Below are 20534 nucleotides of genomic sequence, written 5' to 3' on the forward strand. Positions count from 1 at the left end.
CAAGGAAGATCGTGTCAGCGATCCCCACGCGGGGCGACAGGGCCCCCGGCCGGCCTCGGTTCAGCGCCTCGCGGCGCGCGTGGGCCTGGGGGCGGTACGGCGGTGGACGGGGCCGCCGGGCGTGTACCACCCGGCCTTCTTCCGGACGAGCGGGGACGGGTCGTCGGCGCGGGCGCGGAGCAGTGCGGCGACGGCGTCGGGGCGGCTGTGCACCCACAGTCCGACGAGTTCGACGGCCCTGGCCCGCACCTGCGGGTCCGGGTCCTGCCGAAGGAGCCGGATCGCCCGGGGCAGCAGCGCGACGCGGTCCGGGAAGCAGGCCGACGCGTCCGGCTTGCAGCGGTCGCAGGAGAGGGCGTGCACGGCGGCGATCCGCACCCGTGCGTCGGGGTCGTCGAGCCGGGCCGTCAACTCGCCCACGGCCTCCGGGACGAGCAGCTCGTCCAGCAGCTTGCAGCACTGCTCGCGCACCAGCGGGTGGGCGTGGTCGAGCCCCTCGCGGATGGCGGGCACGGCGGCGGCTCCGCGCCGGAGCAGCTCGCGGAAGGCTCCGGGACGGCGGGGCTCACTGCCCAGCGCGTCGACAAGTGCATGGTCGACAAGTACCTGTTCGGGAGCATCGACGGGTGACATGGGGGACCTCCCTTCCACCCCTGCGAGTCTGCGCCGGTGAACTCGAAGGTCACAAAGTCTTTTCCACCCGACGGGACGGTCCTGGTCCGGCGAGCGTGGGACCGCTCGCCCATACTGGCTGTACCGCACAGTCGAGGGAAGGTCCGACCGTGATCAGCATTCCGACGCACACGCTCAACGACGGAACGAAGATCCCCGCCATCGGCCTGGGCACCTGGCCGATGGACGACGCGACGGCCGAGGAGGCCGTCGACGGTGCGCTGCGCATGGGCTACCGCCTGCTGGACACGGCAACGAAGTACCGCAACGAGACCGGCGTCGGCCGGGGCATCACCCGCAGCGGCGTCCCCCGCGAGGAGATCCTCGTGACGACGAAGCTGCCGGGCCGCCACCACGGCTACGAGGAGACCCTCGCGTCCTTCGAGGAGTCCCGGGCGCGGCTCGGCGTGGAGTACGTGGACCTGTATCTGATCCACTGGCCGCTGCCTCGCGTAGGGAAGTTCGTCGATTCCTGGAAGGCGATGATCAAGCTCCGCGAGGAGGGTCTCGTCCGGTCGATCGGCGTCTCCAACTTCACGCCGGGGCACATCGAGCAGTTGGAGAAGGAGACCGGCGTCCTGCCCTCCGTCAACCAGATCGAGCTGCACCCGCTGTTCCCGCAGGACGAACTGCGCGCCTTCGACACCGAGAAGGGCGTTCTCACCGAGAGCTGGAGCCCTCTCGGGCGCGGTTCGGAGCTGTTGAACGACCCCACTGTCGTGACGGTCGCCGAGGCGTTCGGGGTGACGCCGGGCCAGGTGGTGCTGCGCTGGCACACGCAGCTCGGAGCCGTTCCGATCCCCAAGTCGGCGGACCCCGACCGGCAGCGCGCGAACCTCGACATCTTCGGCTTCGAGCTCGGCCCGGCCCAAGTGGCTGCGATCTCCGACCACACGCCGCAGCGGCTCGGCGGGGACCCGGAGACACACGAGGAATTCTGAGAGTCCCGGGGGTGGAAGTTGCGTGTTTCCACCCCCAACTCGCCTTCCCTGCCTCTATGTTCACGGCGGAGGTTCACGATCTCACCGGAAGGTTCTCGTATGCGCACCGCATTCCGTACCGCCGTGACCGGGTCGGTGGCCGTCGCCGCCCTGCTGGCCGGCACCGCCGCCCAGGCGACCCCGGCGGGCCCCGGAGTCACCGCCACACTGATCAGCCAGACCACGATCGGCGACACCGACTACACCGTGCGCGAGATCACCATTCCGCCGGGCCAGGCCACCGGCTGGCACTACCACGACGGTCCGCTCTACGGCATCGTCAAGCAGGGCACGCTCAGCCACTTCGACTCCAGTTGCGCCTCCGACGGCGTCTACCACGCGGGCAGCCCCATCCAGGAACCGGCCGGTTCGGGCAACGTGCACATCGGCCGCAATCTGGGGAAGGTCCCTCTCGTCCTCGACGTGCTGTACGTCCTGCCGCACGGATCACCGTTCTCGGAGGACGCGCCGAACCCGGGCTGCCCCTTCGAGTAGGCGGTCCGGTGAGCGAGTTGTCCGGTCAGTCCGGTGGCGGCAGCGGCTGTTCCGCCCAGATGGTCTTGCCGCTGCCGGTCTGCCGGCTGCCCCAGCGCTGGGTGAGCTGCGCGACGAGGAGCAGTCCGCGTCCGCCCTCGTCGTAGGCGTGGGCGCGGCGCAGGTGCGGTGAGGTCGAACTGCCGTCGGAGACCTCGCAGATGAGGGCGCGGTCGCGGATCAGGCGGAGCTGGATGGGCGGTTCGCCGTACCGGATGGCGTTGGTGACGAGTTCACTGACGACGAGTTCGGTGACGAAGGACTCCTCGTCCAGTCCCCACGCGGTGAGTTGCTCGGTGGCGGCCTGCCGGGCGTCGGCCACGCGCGCGGGGTCGGGTTCGATGTCCCAGGTGGCCACCCGGTCGGCGCCCAATGCCCGGGTGCGCACCAGCAGCAGGGCCACGTCGTCGCTGGGCTCCTCCGGCATCACAGCCTTCAGTACCGAGTCGCACAGCGCGTCCAGCGACTCGGCGGGCGCGGTGAGCGCGCGGCACAGCTCGGCGGTGGCGTGGTCGACGTCGCGGTCCCGGTCCTCGATGAGACCGTCCGTGTACAGGGCGATCGTGGCACCCTCCGGCAGCTCCAACTCCACTGATTCGAAGGGGAGTCCGCCGACGCCGAGCGGTGGCCCCGCGGTGATGGGGACGATGCTCGCGGTCCCGTCGGGCAGGACGACGGCCGGCGGTGGATGTCCGGCGGCGGCCATGGTGAGGTGGCGCGAGACCGGGTCGTAGACGGCGTAGAGGCAGGTGGCGCCGAGCTCCGCGACCTCGTCGCCGGTGTCGTCCGTCGCGAGGTGGGTCACCAAGTCGTCGAGGTGCGTGAGGAGTTCGTCGGGCGGCAGGTCCACATCGGCGAGGGTGCGGACGGCCGTGCACAGGCGGCCCATGGTCGCCGAGGACGCGATGCCGTGTCCGACGACGTCACCGACGACCAGGCCGACCCGGCTGCCGGAGAGCGGGATCACGTCGAACCAGTCGCCGCCGATGCCCGCGAGCGACCCGGAGGGCAGATAGCGGTGGGCCACTTCGACCGCCGCCTGCCCGGGCAAGTCCCGAGGCAGCAAGCTGTGTTGGAGGGCGAGTGCGGTGGAGCGCTCGCGGGCGAAGCGGCGCGCGTTGTCGATGCAGACGGCGGCCCGGCTGGCCAACTCCTCGGCGAGTACGGCGTCGTCGGCCGCGTAGTCGTCCGGGTGGGCCATGCGGACACCCACCGCGACACCGAGGGTGGTGCCCCGCGCCCGCAGCGGCACCGCGAGCATCGAGTGGACGCCCTTGCGGTGCGGACTGCCTTCCGGGGAGCGGGCGTTGCGGTCCGCGACCCAGCGGACGAAGTCGGGTTCGCCCGCCTGACTGCGCACCGCCCGCCCCTCGCGCAGGGCACGGGCGGGCGGCGAGAACGGTGGATAGACGTCCGTCTGCCCCAGGCGTACGGCGGCGTCCGGTGTGCCCTCGGTGACGGAGCCGTGGGCGACGCGCCGCAGCACGACCTCGTCGTCCAGGGCCGGCGGTGGCTCGTCCGCGCCGAGCACCCACGGGAGCAGGTCGACGCTGGCGAAGTCGGCGTAGCGCGGCACGAGGATCTCCACCAGTTCCTCGGCGGTGCGGACCACGTCGAGGGTGGTACCGATGCCGGCCGCCGCCTCGTTCAGCAGGGCCAGGCGCTGTCGGGCGAGGTACTGCTCGGTGCTGTCGAACGCCGCGAGGGCGACCCCGGTCACCCCATCGGAGTCGTCCTTGAGCGGCCACATCTCGATGCTCCAGGCGTGCTCCCGGTTCAGGGCCGGAGCACCCGCCCAGCTGTTGTAGCGGACCGGTCTGCCCGTCTCGGCGACCAGGCGCAGGTTGCTCAGGAAGCTGTGGCTGTGCTCGGCGTCCTCCACGCTCTCCGGGAAGAACCGGCCGATCAGGACGTCCTCGGAGACTCCCATCACCCGGCAGGCGACGTCGTTGAGGCGGAGGTAGCGCTGTTCCGTGTCGAAGACGGAGAGCGACATGGACGCCTGCTGGAAGGCCTGCTCCGCCAAGGTGGGTGCGGGTGCGGGTGCGGGTGCGGGTGCGGGTGCGGGTGCCGGTTCGGCGAGAGGTTCGGCGGTGAGGACGTATCCGTCCGGTGCGCCGTCCGCGCCGAGCACCGGGCACGCCCGCACGGTGAGGGAGAGCGGGGTTCCGTCCCGGTGCCGTAGGACCAAGGTGCCCGACAGCGCGGCCACGGCCGTGGTGGAGGGAGGTTCGGCGAGGAGTGCCCCCACCGACCGGCCCACGGCCTCCTCGGCCGGGTATCCCGTCAGCGTCCGGGCACCCTCGCTCCACCCCGTCACGATGCCTCGGGCATTGATGACCGCCGCGGCGGAGGCCTGCTCCATATCGTCCAGGATGGTCCCTATACCGCGCCGCAACAACCTCGGTACGGCATTTGTGGCCTCTGGGTCACTTCCGGTGGGCGCGGAGGGCGGCGAGGGCGCGGTCGGCGTGGGTGTTCATCCGCAGTTCGCTGGAGACGACCTCCAGGATCGTGCGGTCCTCGCCGATGACGAAGGTGGCCCGCTTGGTGGGCGCTAGCGAGAATCCGCGCTTCACCCCGAACCGTTCCCGGATCGTCCCGTCGGCGTCCGACAGGAGCGGCATGCCGAGGGTGTTCTTCCCGGCGAACTCGCGCTGCTTGTCGACGGAGTCGCCGCTGATGCCGACGGGCCGCGCGCCGACGGCCGCGAACTCGGCGGCCAGATCACGGAAGTGGCAGGCCTCGGCGGTACAGCCGACGGACAGGGCGGCCGGGTAGAAGAACAGCACCACCGGCCCCTCGGCGAGCAGTTCCGCGAGGCTGCGCTCGCTGCCGGTCTCGTCCGGCAGCGTGAAGTCCTCGACCTTGTCACCGACGTTCAGGCGTCCCGTCATGACTGTCCCTCCCCATTCTTCGCAACATTACGGGCCCACAGTACGAGGGGCACCTGCAGGGGCAACCGGCCGATGGCTGCCGCCTTTTGGGGAGTCGGGCGGTCCCGCCAGTCCAGCGCCATCTTCACGTTGGCGGGGAACACGCCCACGAAGAAACCCGCCGCGGCCAGCGCGGCCGTACGCCGGGTACGCGGGGCCGCGATCCCCGCGGCCAGCGCCAGTTCCACGACACCGCTCGCGTACGTCCAGGCGCGGGGCGAACCGGGCAGGGCGGCCGGGATCGTCGCGTCGAACTGTTTCGGCGAGGCGAAGTGGGCGACCCCCGCGGTCGCCAACAGACCGGCGAGCAGCAGCGATGAGCGTTCGGACCGGGACACGGTTCCTCCTCTGATGGCCTGCCGCGCGATATTACTCGACGGTAGGCAGGCGTAGTGACGGCGGCTCTACAACTTCGGTCTGACCTTTGATATGTTTCGCAACCGGAACCGTAGAAGGGTCCAGTCCATGGACTTTGAGCTGACCGAGGACCAGGAAACGATCCGCAAGTCCGTCGCCGGACTGCTGCGCGACTTCGACGACCAGTACTGGATGGAGAAGGACCAGGCGCACGCGTTCCCGACGGAGTTCTACGACACCGTCGCGGGCGGCGGCTGGCTCGGGATCACGATCCCGGAGGCGTACGGCGGCCACGGCCTCGGCATCACCGAGGCCAGCCTGCTGCTCGAAGAGGTGGCGCGGTCGGGCGGCGGCATGAACGCGGCCAGCGCGATCCATCTGTCCATCTTCGGCATGCATCCGGTGGTGGTGCACGGCTCCGAGGAGCTGAAGCAACGCACCCTCCCGCGCATCGCGAGCGGCGACCTGCACGTCTGTTTCGGCGTCACCGAACCGGGCGCGGGACTCGACACCGCGAGCATCACGACGTACGCCCGACGGGACGGCGACCACTACGTCGTCAACGGCCGCAAGGTATGGATCTCCAAGGCGATGGAGTCCGAGAAGATCCTCCTGCTGACCCGCACCAGCAAGGCCGACGAGGTCGCCAAGAAGACCGACGGGATGACCCTGCTCCTGACGGACATCGACCGCGACCGCATCGACGTCCGCCCGATCCCGAAGATGGGCCGCAACGCCGTCACCTCGAACGAACTCTTCATCGACGACCTGCGCATCCCGGTCGAGGACCGCGTCGGCGAGGAGGGCCAGGGCTTCCGCTACCTCCTCGACGGCCTCAACCCGGAGCGCATGCTGATCGCCGCGGAGGCCCTCGGCATCGGCCGCGCGTCACTCGACAAGGCCGTCCAGTACGGCAAGGAGCGCGTCGTCTTCGGCCGCCCGATCGGCATGAACCAGGCCATCCAGTTCCCCCTCGCGGACTCCCTGGCCCACCTCGACGCGGCGGAACTCGTGCTGCGCAAGGCGACCTGGCTCTACGACAACGGGAGGCCCTGCGGGCGGGAGGCGAACACCGCCAAGTACCTGTGCGCCGACGCCGGGTTCACGGCGGCCGACCGGGCCCTGCAGACCCACGGCGGCATGGGTTACTCCGAGGAGTACGGCGTGTCCCGCTACTTCCGCGAGGCCCGCCTCATGCGCATCGCGCCGATCAGTCAGGAAATGATCCTGAACTACCTGGGATCGCACACGCTGGGACTCCCGAGGAGCTACTGAATGACCGACAGCACAGGGCTGTTCGACCTCACGGGCCGGTCGGCGCTGGTCACCGGCGCCGGCGGCGGCATCGGTTCCGCGGTCGCCGAGGCGCTGGCGCATGCGGGTGCCGCGGTGCTGGTGACCGACGTCGACGAGTCGGCCGCTGCGGCCGTCGCGGGGAAGATCAACGCGGCGGGACTTACGGCGGACAGCGCCGCACTCGACGTACGGGACCGGTCCGACGCCGATACGGCGGTGGCGCGCGCGGCGGCGCTCGCCGACGGGACGCTGCACATCCTCGTGAACAACGCCGGGGTCATCGCGCCGGCCATGTTCGACAAGCTGGAGGAGGAGGCGTTCCGGCGCGTCCTCGACATCCATGTGATGGGCACGTTCCACTGTGCGCAGGCCGCGCTGCCGTTCCTGCCGGACGACGGGAGGGGGCGGATCATCAACGTCACGTCGTCGGCGGGCCTGGTCGGCACGCTCGGTCAGGTCAACTACTCGGCCGCGAAAGCCGGGATCATCGGGCTGACGAAGTCCCTGGCGCGCGAACTGGCGCGGCGGCGGGTCCTGGTCAACGCCCTTGCGCCGCTGGCCGCGACGCCCATGACGGAGACGATCCGCACCAACGAGAAGTTCGCGGCCCAGATGCTGGCCCGGATTCCGCTGGGCCGGTGGGCGGAGCCGGCGGAGATCGCGGGCAGTTTCGTGTTCCTCGCCTCGGACGCGGCGTCCTTCATCACCGGTCAGGTGCTGCCGGTGGACGGCGGCATGGTGATGTGAGGAGCGGGGCGCGGGGCGTACGGCGCGGTGATGAGCCGGGCGCCGTACTGCGTGCGCGCCACGGTGATGTGACAGGTGCCGCGCGTGCTGTGTTGAATGGTTCAGCCAAAGAGGCCGAAGAGCGCGGCCTGCGACGAGAGGCCTGAACCTGTGCAGAGCGCCGAGCATCCCTCCCGCACCGTCCGGGGGCGCGCTACGGCCGGCGAGCCCCGGCCGCGCTTCGACACGCTCACCGTCCCGAAGGCCTCGGACGTACTGGCGGCGGAGGTGCGCGAGCGGATTCTCTCCGGGGAGTTCACGGAGGGCATGGCGCTGCCGCCGGAACGGCAGCTCGTCGAGCAGACCGGGCTGAGCCGGGCGACGGTGCGCGAGGCGCTGCGCATCCTGGAGGTCGAACGGCTCCTGGAGATCAGGCCGGGGCGCGGGGGCGGCGCCTTCGTGCACCGGCCGGGCCGCGAATCGCTCGCGAACACCGTGCGGTTGGTGATCCGGGGGCAGCGCATCCGCCTTGAGGACCTGCACGAGACCCGGGAGGCGATCGAGCCCGCTTGCGCGGCCCTGGCGGCCAGGCGCCGCACGGACGCCGATCTCGCGGAGCTGGACGACGCCCACACGGACCTCGTCGCGGCGGGCGAGGACATCCAGCGCTTCCTGCGCGCCAACATCCGCTGGCACAACGCGGTGGCGAGGGCGGGTGAGAACGAGCTTCTCATCGGGTTCATGAGCGCTCTCTCGCAGTCGATCCACGCGGCCACCAACATCGAACAGTTCATGGACGCGGACATCCGCAAGCTCACCGCCCGGGCACACGCCCGGATCACCGAGGCGATCCGGGATCGCGACAGCGAGGCGGCGACGCGCCGGATGACACGCCATGTGTGCGGCTTCGCGCGGGCCGCGGCCGAGGTGGACCACCGGGACGGCGTGGAGCTCACCGATCCCGAGAACTGACCCACTCGAACGCGAGAATGTGATTCTCTTCTTCGTGCAACACCATTGACAGTATCGGTCTGACCTTTAATACCATCCCGGTATGAGCAAGGTGACTCCCGTGCTGACCGTGGCCGCCGACGGAGACGTCCGCATCGTCACCCTGAACCGCCCCGACCGGCTGAACGGCGTCTCCGAGGAACTGCACCGCCGCCTGTCGGAGGTGTGGCGCGAACTCGCGGACGACACGAAGGCCCGGGCCGTCGTCCTCACGGGCGCGGGCCGCGCGTTCAGCGCGGGCGGCGACTTCGACCACCTCCTACGGCACCACACCGACCCGGAGCTGCGGGAGCGGTCGATCCGCCTCGACCGCACCATCCAGACCGAGATGATCCGCTTCCCGCTGCCGGTGATCGCCGCCGTCAACGGCCCTGCGGTGGGCCTGGGTTGCAGCCTCGCCCTGGCCTGCGATCTCGTCCTCGTCGCCGAGGACGCCTACTTCGCGGACCCGCACATCTCGGTGGGCCTGGTGGCCGGCGACGGCGGAGTCACCCTGTGGCCGATGCTGACGAGCCTGCTGCGCGTGAAGGAGTACCTCTTCACCGGGGACCGCATCCCCGCCCCCAAGGCGGTGGAATTCGGCCTCGCCAACCGCACGGTCCCGCCCGACGACCTGATGCCCGAGGCCCTCGCCCTGGCCCACCGCCTCGCGGCCCAGCCCGCCGAGGCCCTGCGCGCAACGAAGTTGGCTCTCGCGGCGGTCGTCGAGCAGGTGTCGCGCGGCGGCATGGAGGCGGCACTGATGGCCGAGCGGGCCACCATGACCAGCCCGGACCACATCCGCATCATCACCGACCTCGCGACCCGCGCCGAACGCCGCGCGAACCCCCCTGAGGAGCACTGAGCGTGGACCGCGAGGAGTTCGTCCTGGTCCGCGACATGGTGCGCTCACTGGCGACCCGGTTCGGCGCGACCTCGGCGGACGAGGTGAAGCCGTCGACCCGCACGTCCGCCCAACAGGCCCTGGACGACATGGGTTTGGCGGATCTACGGCGCACCTCGCCCCCGGCGGCGACCGCCCAGGAGTGCGCGCTGCTCGCGGAGGAACACGGCCGCCACCCGCTCACCACGTCCCTGCTCGGCACGGTCCTGCTGGCCCCCGAGTTGCTCCGACTCCTCGGCGCCGACCACGACACGCACACGACCCCCACCATCGCGCTGACCCGCGAACTCCGCTTCCCCGGACAGACGTCGACGGAGCTCGTCGCCTGGGACTGCGAGGGAGCCGACAGCGCGCTCTGCGTCACCGTCGAAGGAACGGTCGGCCGGGTCGAGTTGGGCCCGTCGACGCCGAGCACGGATCTCGTGCGCTCGGTGCGCGCGGTGCCGTCGGATGGACCTGTGGAGGTCGTGGGCCGTCTCACCGCACCGGACCAACTCCGCTGGCAGGCCTACGCGCTCGTCGTCGTGACCGCCGAACTCGTGGGCGCGGCGGGCTCGTTCGTGGAACAGGCGGTGCAATACGCCCGCGTCCGCCACCAGTACGGACAGCCGATCGGCTCCTTCCAGGCCGTCCAGCATCTCCTCGCGGACGCCACGGTCCTGGTCGAGGCGTGCACCAGTGTCACGCGCTACGCGGCCTGGTGTCTCGACAACGAACCGCCCGAGCGGGCGCTGGCGGCGGCACGTGTCGCCAAGGCGGAGGTCAACTCCTCGGCGCTGGAGGCGGTTTACGCGGGGATGCAGGTCTTCGGCGGTATCGCGCAGACCTGGGAGCACATCGCGCACCTGTATCTGCGCAAGGTGCGGCTGGGCGCGACGCTGCTCGCCACGACGGCCGAACTGCTCCCCGCACTGGCCGTACCGGAGGCGACGCGATGACCGACACCCCGCTGGACTTCGGCGACCCGGCCGATCTCGACCGACTGCGGCGGGAGTTCCGTGCCTGGCTGGCCGAACACCCGCTCCCCGAGCGGGAGTCGGGCGAGCCGGTACCGGTCTTCCTGCGCCGCTGGCACCGGTTGCTGCACTCGGGCGGCTGGGTCGGCCTCGACGTCCCCGAGCGCTACGGCGGCCGGGGCCTGACCGCGCTGCACCAGGTGGCGATCAGTGACGAACTGGGTGCCTGTAGGGCCCTCGGTGTCCCCCGGATCGGCTATCTCGCCCACGCGCTGCTGGAGTTCGCCTCGGAGGAACAGCAACTGCGTTTCCTGCCCCGCATGTTGGCCGGTGACGAGGTGTGGTGTCAGGGCTTCAGTGAGCCGGGTGCCGGTTCGGACCTGGCCGGCATGAGCACCTTCGCCGAGCGGCACGACGGCTTCTACGTGGTGCGCGGGCAGAAACTCTGGACAAGTTACGCCCAGTACTCCGGCCTGTGCCTGCTGCTGGCCCGCACCGACCGTTCGACACCGGCCCACAAGTCGATCTCGGCGTTCATTCTGCCCCTGGACCGACCCGGCGTGACGGTACGACCGCTGCGCGCGGCCAACGGCGACGACGAGTTCTGCGAGCTGTTCCTGGACGACGTCCGCATCGAGGAGTCCGAGCGCATCGGCGCCGAGGGCGTCGGCTGGGCACTGGCGATGACGACGGTGTCGTACGAGCGCAACGCCCTCGACACCGGGCACATCTCGAAGTACGGGCTGCTCGTCGAACGGCTGCGGCACCACGCCACCGAGCACCAAGACAGCCTGTCCGACGGGCTGTTGTCCCGGATCGGCCGGTGCGTCGTGGACTACGAGGTCCTGGTGGCGCACGCCCGCCGCCGTACCGCCGAACGGCTCGCCGGGCAGGTCGCCGGACCGGAGTCGTCCGTGGACAAACTGCTGATGACGAGGACCGAACAGCGGCTCTACGACACGGCGCTTGAGGTGTTCCCGGCCGAACTGGCGGAGGAGGGCGGCGAGTTGTTCGGCGACTACCTCTACTCCCGTGCGGCCTCCGTCTACGGCGGCACCTCCCAAATCCAGCGGAACATCATCGCCAAGCGGATCTTGCATCTGCCCTCGAACGGTTAGCCCTGGAGCCAACTGATGCGCTACGACGACGAATTCCTGAGCATTCCCAACGTCATCAGGCTGGCCGCCCGGCGCTTCGGGGACGCCACGGCGCTCATCGACGGTGACCGCCGGTGGACGTTCCGGGAGCTGGAAGAGCAGATGGTCGACTCGGTCCGCGCCACCATGGCGCTCGGCGTCAAGCCGGGCGACCGGGTCGGGCTGTGCGCCCCCAACTCGGCGGAGTGGATCTTCGCCGCGCTGGGCATCCACGGCGCCGGGGCCATCCTTGTTCCGCTCAACACCCGCTTCAAGGCGCAGGAGATCTCGTACATCCTGCGGAAGTCGGAGGCGGCGGCCGTGTTCGCCTCGCCCTTCCTGGGCAACGACTACATCGGCGAACTACGGAAGGCCGATCCGGGACTGCCGGCCCTGCAGAAGACGGTGTCCGTGCTCGGTCCGCAGGGTGCGGCGGAACTCGCCTGGACCGACTTTCTCGGCGCGCGAGAAGGCGTTTCCACGACTGCGGCCCATCACTCGATCGACCGGTTGACGCCGGACGACGTGTCCGACGTGATGTTCACGTCCGGCACGACCGGCCACCCGAAGGGCGTGATACTCAGCCACGGCCAGTCCCTGCGCGCCTACGGGTGGATGGCGAAGGAGTACACCTTCGAGGCCTCCGACACCTTCCTGGTGATCCCGCCGTTCTTCCACTGCTTCGGCTACAAGGCGGGGTGGCTGGCCTCGCTCATGCACGGCGTGACCGTCATCCCCATGCCCGTCTTCGACGCCGGGCGGGCGCTGGACCTCATCGCACGGGAGGGGGTGAGCATCCTTCTCGGTCCGCCGACGATCTTCCACGACCTGGTCAACCACCCGGACCATGCCACGTACGACCTGTCGTCGCTGCGGGTCTCCATGACGGGCGGCACGACGATCCCGGAATCGCTGATCCGGGCCATGAAAACGGAGTTGTCGTTCGACATCGTGATGAGCGCCTACGGCCTGACCGAGTCGACGGCGCTGGTCACCACGACACGCGTCGGGGACTCCGAGGAGACGGTCGCTCACACCACCGGAAGCGCCATTCCCGGTGTCCAGGTGCGGATCGTCGCCGCCGACGGACTCGACGTCCCGATCGGCCTCGACGGCGAGATCCTCGTCCGCGGCTACAACGTCACCCGAGGCTACTGGGACGACCCCGACGCCACCGCCGCGACGATCGACGCCGAGGGCTGGCTGCACACCGGGGACATCGGGCGGCTCGACGACGACGGCAACCTCGCCATCGTCGACCGCAAGAAGGAGCTGTACATCGTCGGCGGCTTCAACGCGTATCCGGCGGAGATAGAGAAACTGCTTCTCGGCTGCGAGAACGTCCAGCAGGTCGCCGTCATCGGGGTTCCCGACGAGCGCCTCGGCGAGGTCGGCTGCGCCTTCGTGGTCGCGCCGCCGGACCAGACGCCCACCGAGACCGAGGTCGTCGCCTGGGCCCGCGAGCACATGGCCAACTTCAAGGTCCCCCGGCACGTCCGCTTCGTCGACCAACTCCCGCGCAACGCGAGCCAGAAGGTACTGAAGGACGAACTCCGGGCCCAGTTCACGGCCGCGAGCCGAGACGCGACGATCTGAGATGACGAGTTCTGACATGCCGCGTTCTGCAACGACAACAACAGGGCCGCTGGCCGGAATCACCGTGGTGGCGTTGGAACAGGCGATCTCGGCCCCCATGTGCACCCGCACGCTCGGCGACTTCGGCGCCCGCGTGATCAAGGTGGAGAACCCCAAGGGCGGCGACTTCGCCCGCCACTACGACGACGTGGTCAAGGGCCTGGGCGCCCACTTCGTCTGGGTCAACCGGGGCAAGGAGTCGGTCGCCCTGGACCTGAAGACCCCTGCCGGCATGGCCGTCCTGCACCGCCTGCTGCAACGCGCCGACGTCCTCGTCTCCAACCTCACACCCGGCACCACGGCCAAACTCGGCATCTCCCCAGCCGACTTGACGACCCGTCACCCCGATCTCATCGCCGTCGAGATCGACGGATACGGCCCCGGCGGCCCCCTCTCCCACAAACGCGCCTACGACCTCCTCGTACAGGCCGAGTCGGGCGCCTGCGCGGTGACGGGCCACCCCGGAGCACCGGCCAAACCGGGACCGCCGATGGCCGACGTGTGCAGCGGGCTGTACGCCGCCCTGTCGGTGGTCTCGCTGCTGTGCGGCCGGGAACGCGGGGTGGGGCCCGCGGCCTCGTCCGTGGCGGTGAGCCTGTTCGACACGATGACCGAGCTGATGGGATACCCGCTGACCTACACCCGCCACTCCGGCATCGAGCAACAGCCGCTCGGCATGAGCTCCCCCGCCGTCGCGCCGTACGGTGCCCACCGCACCGCCGACGGCCACACCGTGATCCTCGGCACGACCAACGACCGCGAATGGCAGCGTCTGGCACGGGAGTTGATCGACCGGCCCGACCTGGCGGATGACGCACGCTTCCGGAGCAACGCCGGACGGGTGGAACACCGCGATGTGCTGGAGCCGGAGATCTCGAAGTGGTGTGCCCGGCACGACCTCTCCGAGATACAGGACCGCGCGGACGCGGCCGGCATCGGCAACTCCCGCTACAACACGCCCAGTGACGTCATCGCCCACCCGCATCTGCAGGCCCGCGACCGGTGGCGCGAGATCGACACACCGTCGGGGCCGGTACCGGCGCTGCTGCCGCCTCCGGTCATCGCCGGGTACGACCCGCCGATGGGGGCGATTCCCGCTCTCGGTCAGCACACGGATGCCGTACTCGCCGAACTCGGGCTGACGGACGAGGAGATCGCTGTTCTCCGGGCACAGGGAGCAGTCCGATGACCGGGGAACCAGTACTGCTGACGAGCGACGCCGACGGCGTTCGGACACTCACTCTGAGCCGCCCCCACCGCAAGAACGCGATCGACGCCGAGCTGTGGGACGCCCTGAGAACGGCACTCTCCGAAGCTGGTAGCGACCGTGCGGTACGTGCGCTGGTCCTGACCGGTGCCGGCGACGCGTTCTGCTCCGGGGCCGACATCCGCAAGGGCGTCAGCAGCGAGCACCCCCTGTACCGGATGCGGACCCTGAGCGAGGTCACGCTGCTGCTGCACGAACTGCCGATCCCCACCGTCGCCAAGGTCAACGGCGTGGCGGTCGGGGCGGGTTGGAACCTCGCCCTGGGCTGCGACTTCGTCGTGGCCACCCCGGAAAGCACGTTCTCGCAGATCTTCGCGCGCCGCGCCCTGTCCATGGACTGCGGCGGCTCGTGGCTGCTGCCGAAGCTGGTGGGGTTGCAGCAGGCGAAGCGGCTGGTGCTGCTGGCCGAGACGATCGACGCCGAGGAGGCCCGCGCCCTGAACCTGGTGACGTGGGTCGTGGACGCCGACAAGATCGACGTTTTCGTGGACGACCTCACTGCCCGGCTGGTGGCCGGAGCGCCGGTCGCCCTCGCGCAGAACAAGGCGCTCCTCAACGAGAACGCCGATCGCACCCTGCGCGAGGCCCTTGCCAGTGAGGCACGCGCACAGGCCATGAACTTCGCCACGGCAGACGTCCCGGAGGCGTACGCAGCCTTCGCGGAGAAGCGCCCGCCTCGCTACACGGGGCGTTGGGCGGTACCGGGAACAGCCGTGCCAGGAACAGCCGTGCCGACAGCTACGGAGGACACGTGATGCGTGAGGCAGTGGTGGTCGAGGCGGTCCGCACCGCCGTCGGCAAACGGAACGGCGGTCTGTCCGGTGTGCACGCGGCGGACCTCTCCGCCGCCGTCCTTCAGGCCCTGGTCGACCGCACGGGTCTAGACCCCGAGGTCGTGGACGACGTGGTGTGGGGCTGCGTCGGTCAGTTGGGCGACCAGTCGAGCAACATCGGCCGCTACGCGGTGCTGGCCGCCGGCTGGCCCGAGTCCATCCCGGGGACCACGGTCAACCGGGCCTGCGGATCGAGCCAGCAGGCACTGGACTTCGCCGCCCAAGCGGTCATGTCCGGTCAGCAGGATGTGGTGGTCGCGGGCGGGGTCGAGGTCATGAGCCGAATACCGCTCGGCGCCTCACGGGCCGGCGGAATGCCGTACGGCCCTCAAGTCCTCGCCCGTTACGAGGACTTCTCCTTCAACCAGGGTGTCTCCGCCGAGAAGATCGCGCAGAAGTGGGGACTGGGCCGGGGTGTCCTCGACGAGTTCTCCGCGCTGTCGCACGAACGGGCGGCGGCCGCGCAGGACGGCGGGGCGTTCGACGCGCAGATCGTGCCGGTGCCCGTCGAGGGAAGAGCTGATCCGGTGACCGCCGACGAGGGCATACGGCGCGGCACCCGCGTTGACACTCTCGCCAGGCTGAAACCGTCCTTCCAGGAGGACGGCGTGATCCACGCGGGCAACTCCTCCCAGATCTCCGACGGAGCGGCCGCACTGCTGGTCACCACCCCTGAAAAAGCTCGGGAGTTGGGGCTGACGCCGATCGTGGGCTACCGCGCCGGCGTGGTCACCGGCTCCGACCCGGTCCTCATGCTGACCGGTCCGATCCCGGCGACGGAGAAGGTGCTCCGCAAGGCAGGCATCGGCCTGTCGGAGGTCGGGGTCTTCGAGGTCAACGAGGCCTTCGCACCGGTCCCGCTCGCCTGGTTGGCCGAGACCGGCGCGGACCCGGCCCTGCTCAACCCGCTCGGCGGCGCCATCGCGCTCGGACACCCGCTCGGCGCGTCGGGCGCCGTCCTGATGACCCGGATGATCCACCACATGCGGGACCACGGCATCCGCTACGGCCTGCAGACCATGTGCGAGGGCGGCGGCACCGCCAACGCCACCGTCGTCGAACTCGCTTCCTGACAGGGGATGTTGTGCGCCGAGACGTCTTCACCGACGACCACGAGGCGTTCCGCCGGCTCGCGCGGGACTTCATCGCCAAGGAGGTGGTCCCCCACTACGCCGAGTGGGAAGAGGTCGGCCGTCTCCCCCGCGCCCTCTTCGAACAGCTGGGCTCGCTCGGCCTGTTGGGCACGGCCGTCCCCGAGGAGTACGGCGGTGCGGGCCTCGCCGACTACCGCTACAACGTCGTCCTCCAGGAGGAATCAGCCCGCGCCCTGGTCACGTTGGGGACCGTACGCACCCAACTGGACGTCGTTCTCCCGTACTTCCTTACCTACGCCGACCGGGATCAGCGCGAGCGCTGGTTCCCCGGCCTGGCTACCGGGAAGCTGCTGACGGCCATCGCGATGACCGAGCCGGGTACGGGGTCCGATCTCGCGGGGATCCGTACGACAGCCGTACGCGACGGGGATTCGTACGTTCTCAACGGCGCGAAGACCTTCATCACCGGCGGGCTTCTCGCCGACCTGGTGATCGTCGTGGCGCGTACGTCGACCGACCCTGACAACCGCCGCGCCGGGCTCACCCTGCTGGTCGTCGAGGACGGGATGCCTGGCTTCACGCGCGGCCGGGTGCTGCACAAGATGGGCATCAAGGTGCAGGACACAGTGGAGTTGGCCTTCGACGACGTGCGGGTCCCCGTCGCCAACCGGCTCGGCGAGGAGGGCGCCGCGTTCGGCTATCTGGGCAACAACCTGCCGCAGGAGCGGATGACGGTGGCGGTCGGCTCGGTCGCACAGGCGCGAGCGGCCCTGGACACGACGATCTCGTACGTGAAGGAGCGCAAGGCGTTCGGAAAGACGGTCGCCTCCTTCCAGAACACCAAGTTCGAACTCGCCGCCGTGGCCGCCGAGATAGAGGCCGCGCAGGCGATGCTCGACCGGGCGGTGCTGGAACTCGTCGCCGGCGAACTGAGCGGCCCCGACGCCGCCAAGGTCAAACTCTTCTGCACCGAGATGCAGGCCCGCGCGGTCGACCGCTGCCTGCAACTGTTCGGCGGCTACGGCTACATGCTGGAATACCCCATCGCCCGGCTCTACGCGGACGCACGCATCACCCGCATCTACGCCGGGACCAGCGAGGTCATGAAGGTCATCATCGCCAAGTCCCTCGGATTGTGAGGCGGTTACGGTGCCGGACTTCTCCAGCAGACCAGGTGTCGCGTTCGTGGCCGGCGGCTCGGGCGGAATCGGGGCGGCGATCATCCGGCTACTCGCCGAGCGCGGCAGCGACATCGTCTTCACCTACCGCGCCAACCAGGAGGCAGCGGACGCGGTAACGGCCGAGGTCACGAAGCTGGGCCGCCAAGTACGGTCGCTACGGCTGGACTTGACCGACGAGTCCGCCACGGCCGACGCCGTGTCCGGGGCGGCCGACGGCATCCACACCCTCGTGTACGCGGCGGGCCCGCACGTGCCGATGCGGCACCTGAGCAAGGTGACGCCGAGCGAGTACCGCGCCCAACTCGAAGGCGACGCCGTGGCGTTCTTCAACCTGGTGCATCCCGCACTGCCGTTGCTGCGTGAGAGCCAGGGCAACATCGTCGCCGTGACGACCGTCGCCACCCGCCGCTTCCCGGTACGCGACGGCCTGTCCTCGGGTGCGAAGGGCGCGGTCGAGGCGGTCGCCCGCGCTCTCGCCGCCGAGGAGGGCCGGTACGGCGTCCGTGTGAACTGCGTGGCACCCGGCATGCTCAACGACGGTATCGCGGGCCGTCTCATCAGCTCGGGCGAACTGGACGAGGCCGCGCTCGCCGTCACCCGGCGCAACATCCCGATGCGCCGCTTCGGCGATGCGACCGACATCGCGGAGGCGGTCGCGTTCCTCGCCTCGGACCGGGCGGGGTTCATCACCGGGCAGGCGTTGGGAGTTGACGGCGGGTACAGCGTGTAGGTCACACGCCGTCAATGCGGCGACCGGCCACGTAGGCGGCGCGGACCAGTTCCCCGGACAGCGTGCGCAGGCCCTCGCGGAGCGGGACGTGGAGCAGGCACAGGTCGGCGGCCGACCCGACCGTCAACCGGCGTGCCCGCGCGGGGTGTTGGGGCTCGCCCGTGAACAGCCGCAGCGCCGCCCGGGGTTGGAGTCGTTCCGCGTCGTCGCGTTCGGTCGCGGCCCGCATGACCGCCCAGGGGTCCGGGGTGCCGTACGGCGCGTCGGTGCCGGCGGCGAGGGGCACGCCCGCCTCGATCAGACTCCGGCAACGGTAGAGGTGGGGACGGTCGTCGGCGTTCACGTCGGTGGCGTAGGCGTCGCCCCGTTCGACCGGGAAGTGGGGCTGGGTCACGACCGTCACGCCGAGCCGTCGTAGCCACGGAATCGTCTCGGCCGGGATCACCGACCCGTGCTCGATCCGGTCGCCCTCGGCCGGTCCCACCTCGTCCAGGGCGAGCAGTGTCACCAGCAATTGCACGCGCGTAACGCAGTGCACGGCGACAGGCCGGGGCCTGACCTCCCCTATGGTGCTGGCGAGTTGGGCCGGGGTGGGGAGCGTGGGATCGTCGAGCATCAGCTTCACGGGCTCATCGATGCCCATCACCAGGAGGCGTTGCGGGAGGACGGACAGCATCCGGGTGAGGCCGCTCGCGGGGTGCGGGTCGGCGTTGGTGAACCCCGTGACACCGAGCGCCGCCGCCCTCCGCCCGACCCCCTCCAGGTCCAGCCGCACGGGTGGCACGAACCCGCGCAGCCGCTCGTCCTCGCGCCAGAACCGGCCGTCGCCGTCCAGCCCGACCGCCCGCAGCGCGGCACTGTTCCACACCCACAGCGCACCGGTGCGATGCTGCACCCGCACCGGCCGATCCGGCGCGAGCGCGTCCAATACCCACCGGTCCAACTCCCCAGCCACGCCCTCGTGGTAGCCGACGGCCCGCACCCACTCCCCCGGCGGACCACCAACCAGGGCCGCAGCAAACGCCGTTCGGTCGCGCACGTCCGTCGGCCCGACCCGCACGGAGGCGGCCTCGGCGGCCAGCGCCGCGAGGTGCACGTGGTGGTCGTGCAGGCCGGGCAGCAACGCACCGCCGCGACCGTTCACGTCACCCGACCCCGTCAGCCCGGGCCCGATCTCGACGATCCGCCCGCCGTCGATCCGTACGTCCACGGCCCCCGCCTGGCCCTCGACCTCAACGTCTTTGATCAGCACGGCGGTTGAGCCCGTGTTTGTGCCTCCGCAAGTGTCGCGGCGCAGGCCGCCATGGAGACGCAGAGGAGTTCGCCGCCTCCCGCGGCGAGGGAACGGGCCGCGGCATGGGCCGCGAACACGCCGGTGACGGGATCGGCGATCGCGTCGCCGAGGAACACGGGGTCGCCGTTCGGGTCGTAGCCCGTCAGGCCGCCGGCCACGGCAGCGTCGTCTCCGAAGGCGATACGGTCGTTCTCGCGTCCGTATCCGGTGATGCCGACCCAGACCCGGCCGGGGCGTGCGGCGAGGAACTCCTCGGCGCGAAGCCCGAGTCGGCGCAGGGCGCGCGGTCGTGACGCCTCGATGACGACATCGGCCTCGGCGACGATCTCGTCCAGCGCCCCGGCGGTGAAATCGACGACCCGGTTGCCGTGCCCGTCGTGCAGCCAGCGGTAGAAGGCGGGCGTCCCGAAGCGCGCACCGTCGGGTCGCGTCGCGCTCTCCACCTTCACCACCCGCGCTCCCGCCAGCCCCAGCAGCCGCGCGCACAGTGGCCCCGCCCAGAGCGCGGAGAAGTCGACGATCCGTATCTCCGCCAGCGCGCGGGTACGCCGTTCACCCCACCGCTCGGCCTGAACCGCGGGCCGGGCGCCTTGAGCCGATCCCGGAACGGCAGCGGCGATGCCGAGGAGCTGCGCGGCCTCGACCACTTCGGCCGCTGTGTTCCGTCGTACCGCCGCATGCAGTCCTCCGGGATCATCCGGCGAGCCCAGGAGTGCCAGCAGTGCGGGCACGGCGGCCAGGTCGTCGGGGCGGGCCAGGTTCACGGCGGCCCAGCCGTCGGTGGCTTGGAGGAGGTGGCAGGAGCCGTTGGACGAAGTGCTGGACGGGCGTTCCAGGCTTGCCAGTTGGGCCCGTAGGAACAGAGCGGTGGGCAGGTGGACCGGGACACCGGTCAGGTCGGTGAACGAGCGGGAGATGTCGACGAGAGGATCCAGGAACGGCTCGACGGAGTCCATCCAGGAATGGAGAGCGCGATTCTCCATGAGTCGAACCCCCTTCTCGTCACAGGTGAT

20 protein-coding genes are annotated in these 20534 nt (G+C 70.3%); 14 read left to right on the top strand and 6 right to left on the bottom strand.

Annotation, left to right across the window (positions count from 1 at the left end; genetic code table 11):
• Positions 1–60: 60 nt before the first annotated feature.
• The gene (locus ACIBK4_RS12050) at positions 61–633 is read right to left on the bottom strand and encodes a HEAT repeat domain-containing protein (RefSeq protein WP_398994525.1); all 573 of its coding nucleotides are present in this window, start codon (positions 631–633) and stop codon (positions 61–63) included.
• A 149-nt stretch (positions 634–782) separates the two neighbouring features.
• On the opposite strand from ACIBK4_RS12050, the gene ACIBK4_RS12055 reads away from it, so the two are divergent.
• Together ACIBK4_RS12055 and ACIBK4_RS12060 are read left to right on the top strand one after the other, a co-directional pair.
• Entirely contained in the window at positions 783–1613 is an 831-nt protein-coding gene (locus ACIBK4_RS12055; protein ID WP_398994526.1) for an aldo/keto reductase, read from the top strand.
• Positions 1614–1712: 99 nt separating this feature from the next.
• On the top strand, positions 1713–2147 hold the full coding sequence (locus tag ACIBK4_RS12060) for a cupin domain-containing protein (protein ID WP_398994527.1): 435 nt from the start codon (positions 1713–1715) through the stop codon (positions 2145–2147).
• A gap of 25 nt (positions 2148–2172) precedes the next feature.
• Here the strand turns inward: ACIBK4_RS12060 and ACIBK4_RS12065 are convergent, their stop codons facing one another.
• The 3 genes from ACIBK4_RS12065 to ACIBK4_RS12075 form a co-directional block, all read right to left on the bottom strand.
• Positions 2173–4551, bottom strand: a complete 2379-nt coding sequence (locus ACIBK4_RS12065) for a SpoIIE family protein phosphatase (protein WP_398994528.1) — start codon at positions 4549–4551, stop codon at positions 2173–2175.
• A gap of 64 nt (positions 4552–4615) precedes the next feature.
• The gene (locus tag ACIBK4_RS12070; protein ID WP_398994529.1) at positions 4616–5083 is read right to left on the bottom strand and encodes a peroxiredoxin; all 468 of its coding nucleotides are present in this window, start codon (positions 5081–5083) and stop codon (positions 4616–4618) included.
• Positions 5080–5460 carry a DoxX family protein gene (locus tag ACIBK4_RS12075; protein WP_366430826.1) on the bottom strand — a complete coding sequence of 127 codons (381 nt, stop codon included), beginning with the start codon at positions 5458–5460 and terminating at the stop codon, positions 5080–5082. The genes ACIBK4_RS12070 and ACIBK4_RS12075 overlap by 4 nt, the downstream gene beginning before the upstream one ends.
• Positions 5461–5587: 127 nt before the next feature.
• On the opposite strand from ACIBK4_RS12075, the gene ACIBK4_RS12080 reads away from it, so the two are divergent.
• The 12 genes from ACIBK4_RS12080 (at position 5588) to ACIBK4_RS12135 (ending at position 18227) form a co-directional block, all read left to right on the top strand.
• Complete coding sequence (locus ACIBK4_RS12080; protein WP_398994530.1) at positions 5588–6754, top strand: acyl-CoA dehydrogenase family protein; 1167 nt, start codon at positions 5588–5590, stop codon at positions 6752–6754.
• Positions 6755–7522 carry an SDR family NAD(P)-dependent oxidoreductase gene (locus tag ACIBK4_RS12085; RefSeq protein ID WP_398994531.1) on the top strand — a complete coding sequence of 256 codons (768 nt, stop codon included), beginning with the start codon at positions 6755–6757 and terminating at the stop codon, positions 7520–7522. It begins immediately after the preceding gene.
• A 150-nt stretch (positions 7523–7672) separates the two neighbouring features.
• Complete coding sequence (locus ACIBK4_RS12090; protein WP_398994532.1) at positions 7673–8473, top strand: FadR/GntR family transcriptional regulator; 801 nt, start codon at positions 7673–7675, stop codon at positions 8471–8473.
• A gap of 82 nt (positions 8474–8555) precedes the next feature.
• Positions 8556–9356, top strand: coding sequence for an enoyl-CoA hydratase/isomerase family protein (locus ACIBK4_RS12095; RefSeq protein WP_398994533.1), 801 nt, complete (start codon positions 8556–8558; stop codon positions 9354–9356).
• Between the two features lie 2 nt (positions 9357–9358).
• Positions 9359–10333 carry an acyl-CoA dehydrogenase family protein gene (locus tag ACIBK4_RS12100; RefSeq protein WP_398994534.1) on the top strand — a complete coding sequence of 325 codons (975 nt, stop codon included), beginning with the start codon at positions 9359–9361 and terminating at the stop codon, positions 10331–10333.
• Entirely contained in the window at positions 10330–11469 is a 1140-nt protein-coding gene (locus ACIBK4_RS12105; RefSeq protein ID WP_398994537.1) for an acyl-CoA dehydrogenase family protein, read from the top strand. Before ACIBK4_RS12100 ends, ACIBK4_RS12105 begins: the two co-directional genes overlap by 4 nt.
• Before the next feature lie 15 nt (positions 11470–11484).
• Complete coding sequence (locus tag ACIBK4_RS12110) at positions 11485–13083, top strand: FadD3 family acyl-CoA ligase (RefSeq protein WP_398994539.1); 1599 nt, start codon at positions 11485–11487, stop codon at positions 13081–13083.
• 16 nt (positions 13084–13099) lie between these two features.
• Complete coding sequence (locus ACIBK4_RS12115; RefSeq protein ID WP_398994541.1) at positions 13100–14311, top strand: CaiB/BaiF CoA transferase family protein; 1212 nt, start codon at positions 13100–13102, stop codon at positions 14309–14311.
• Positions 14308–15144, top strand: a complete 837-nt coding sequence (locus ACIBK4_RS12120) for an enoyl-CoA hydratase/isomerase family protein (protein ID WP_398994543.1) — start codon at positions 14308–14310, stop codon at positions 15142–15144. The genes ACIBK4_RS12115 and ACIBK4_RS12120 overlap by 4 nt, the downstream gene beginning before the upstream one ends.
• Positions 15144–16295, top strand: coding sequence for a thiolase family protein (locus ACIBK4_RS12125; protein ID WP_398994545.1), 1152 nt, complete (start codon positions 15144–15146; stop codon positions 16293–16295). The genes ACIBK4_RS12120 and ACIBK4_RS12125 overlap by 1 nt, the downstream gene beginning before the upstream one ends.
• An 11-nt stretch (positions 16296–16306) precedes the next feature.
• Positions 16307–17455: an acyl-CoA dehydrogenase family protein gene (locus ACIBK4_RS12130; RefSeq protein ID WP_398994546.1), complete on the top strand. Its 1149-nt coding sequence runs from the start codon at positions 16307–16309 to the stop codon at positions 17453–17455.
• Positions 17456–17501: 46 nt separating this feature from the next.
• Positions 17502–18227: an SDR family NAD(P)-dependent oxidoreductase gene (locus ACIBK4_RS12135; protein ID WP_398995043.1), complete on the top strand. Its 726-nt coding sequence runs from the start codon at positions 17502–17504 to the stop codon at positions 18225–18227.
• A gap of 1 nt (position 18228) precedes the next feature.
• Here the strand turns inward: ACIBK4_RS12135 and ACIBK4_RS12140 are convergent, their stop codons facing one another.
• Both ACIBK4_RS12140 and ACIBK4_RS12145 read right to left on the bottom strand, forming a co-directional pair.
• Positions 18229–19479, bottom strand: coding sequence for an amidohydrolase family protein (locus ACIBK4_RS12140; protein ID WP_398994547.1), 1251 nt, complete (start codon positions 19477–19479; stop codon positions 18229–18231).
• The gene (locus ACIBK4_RS12145; protein WP_398994548.1) at positions 19473–20504 is read right to left on the bottom strand and encodes a CoA transferase; all 1032 of its coding nucleotides are present in this window, start codon (positions 20502–20504) and stop codon (positions 19473–19475) included. The genes ACIBK4_RS12140 and ACIBK4_RS12145 overlap by 7 nt, the downstream gene beginning before the upstream one ends.
• Between the last annotated feature and the right edge of the window lie 30 nt (positions 20505–20534).

This window comes from Streptomyces sp. NPDC050528 (assembly GCF_044457795.1).
Taxonomy (GTDB): Bacteria; Actinomycetota; Actinomycetes; order Streptomycetales; family Streptomycetaceae; genus Streptomyces.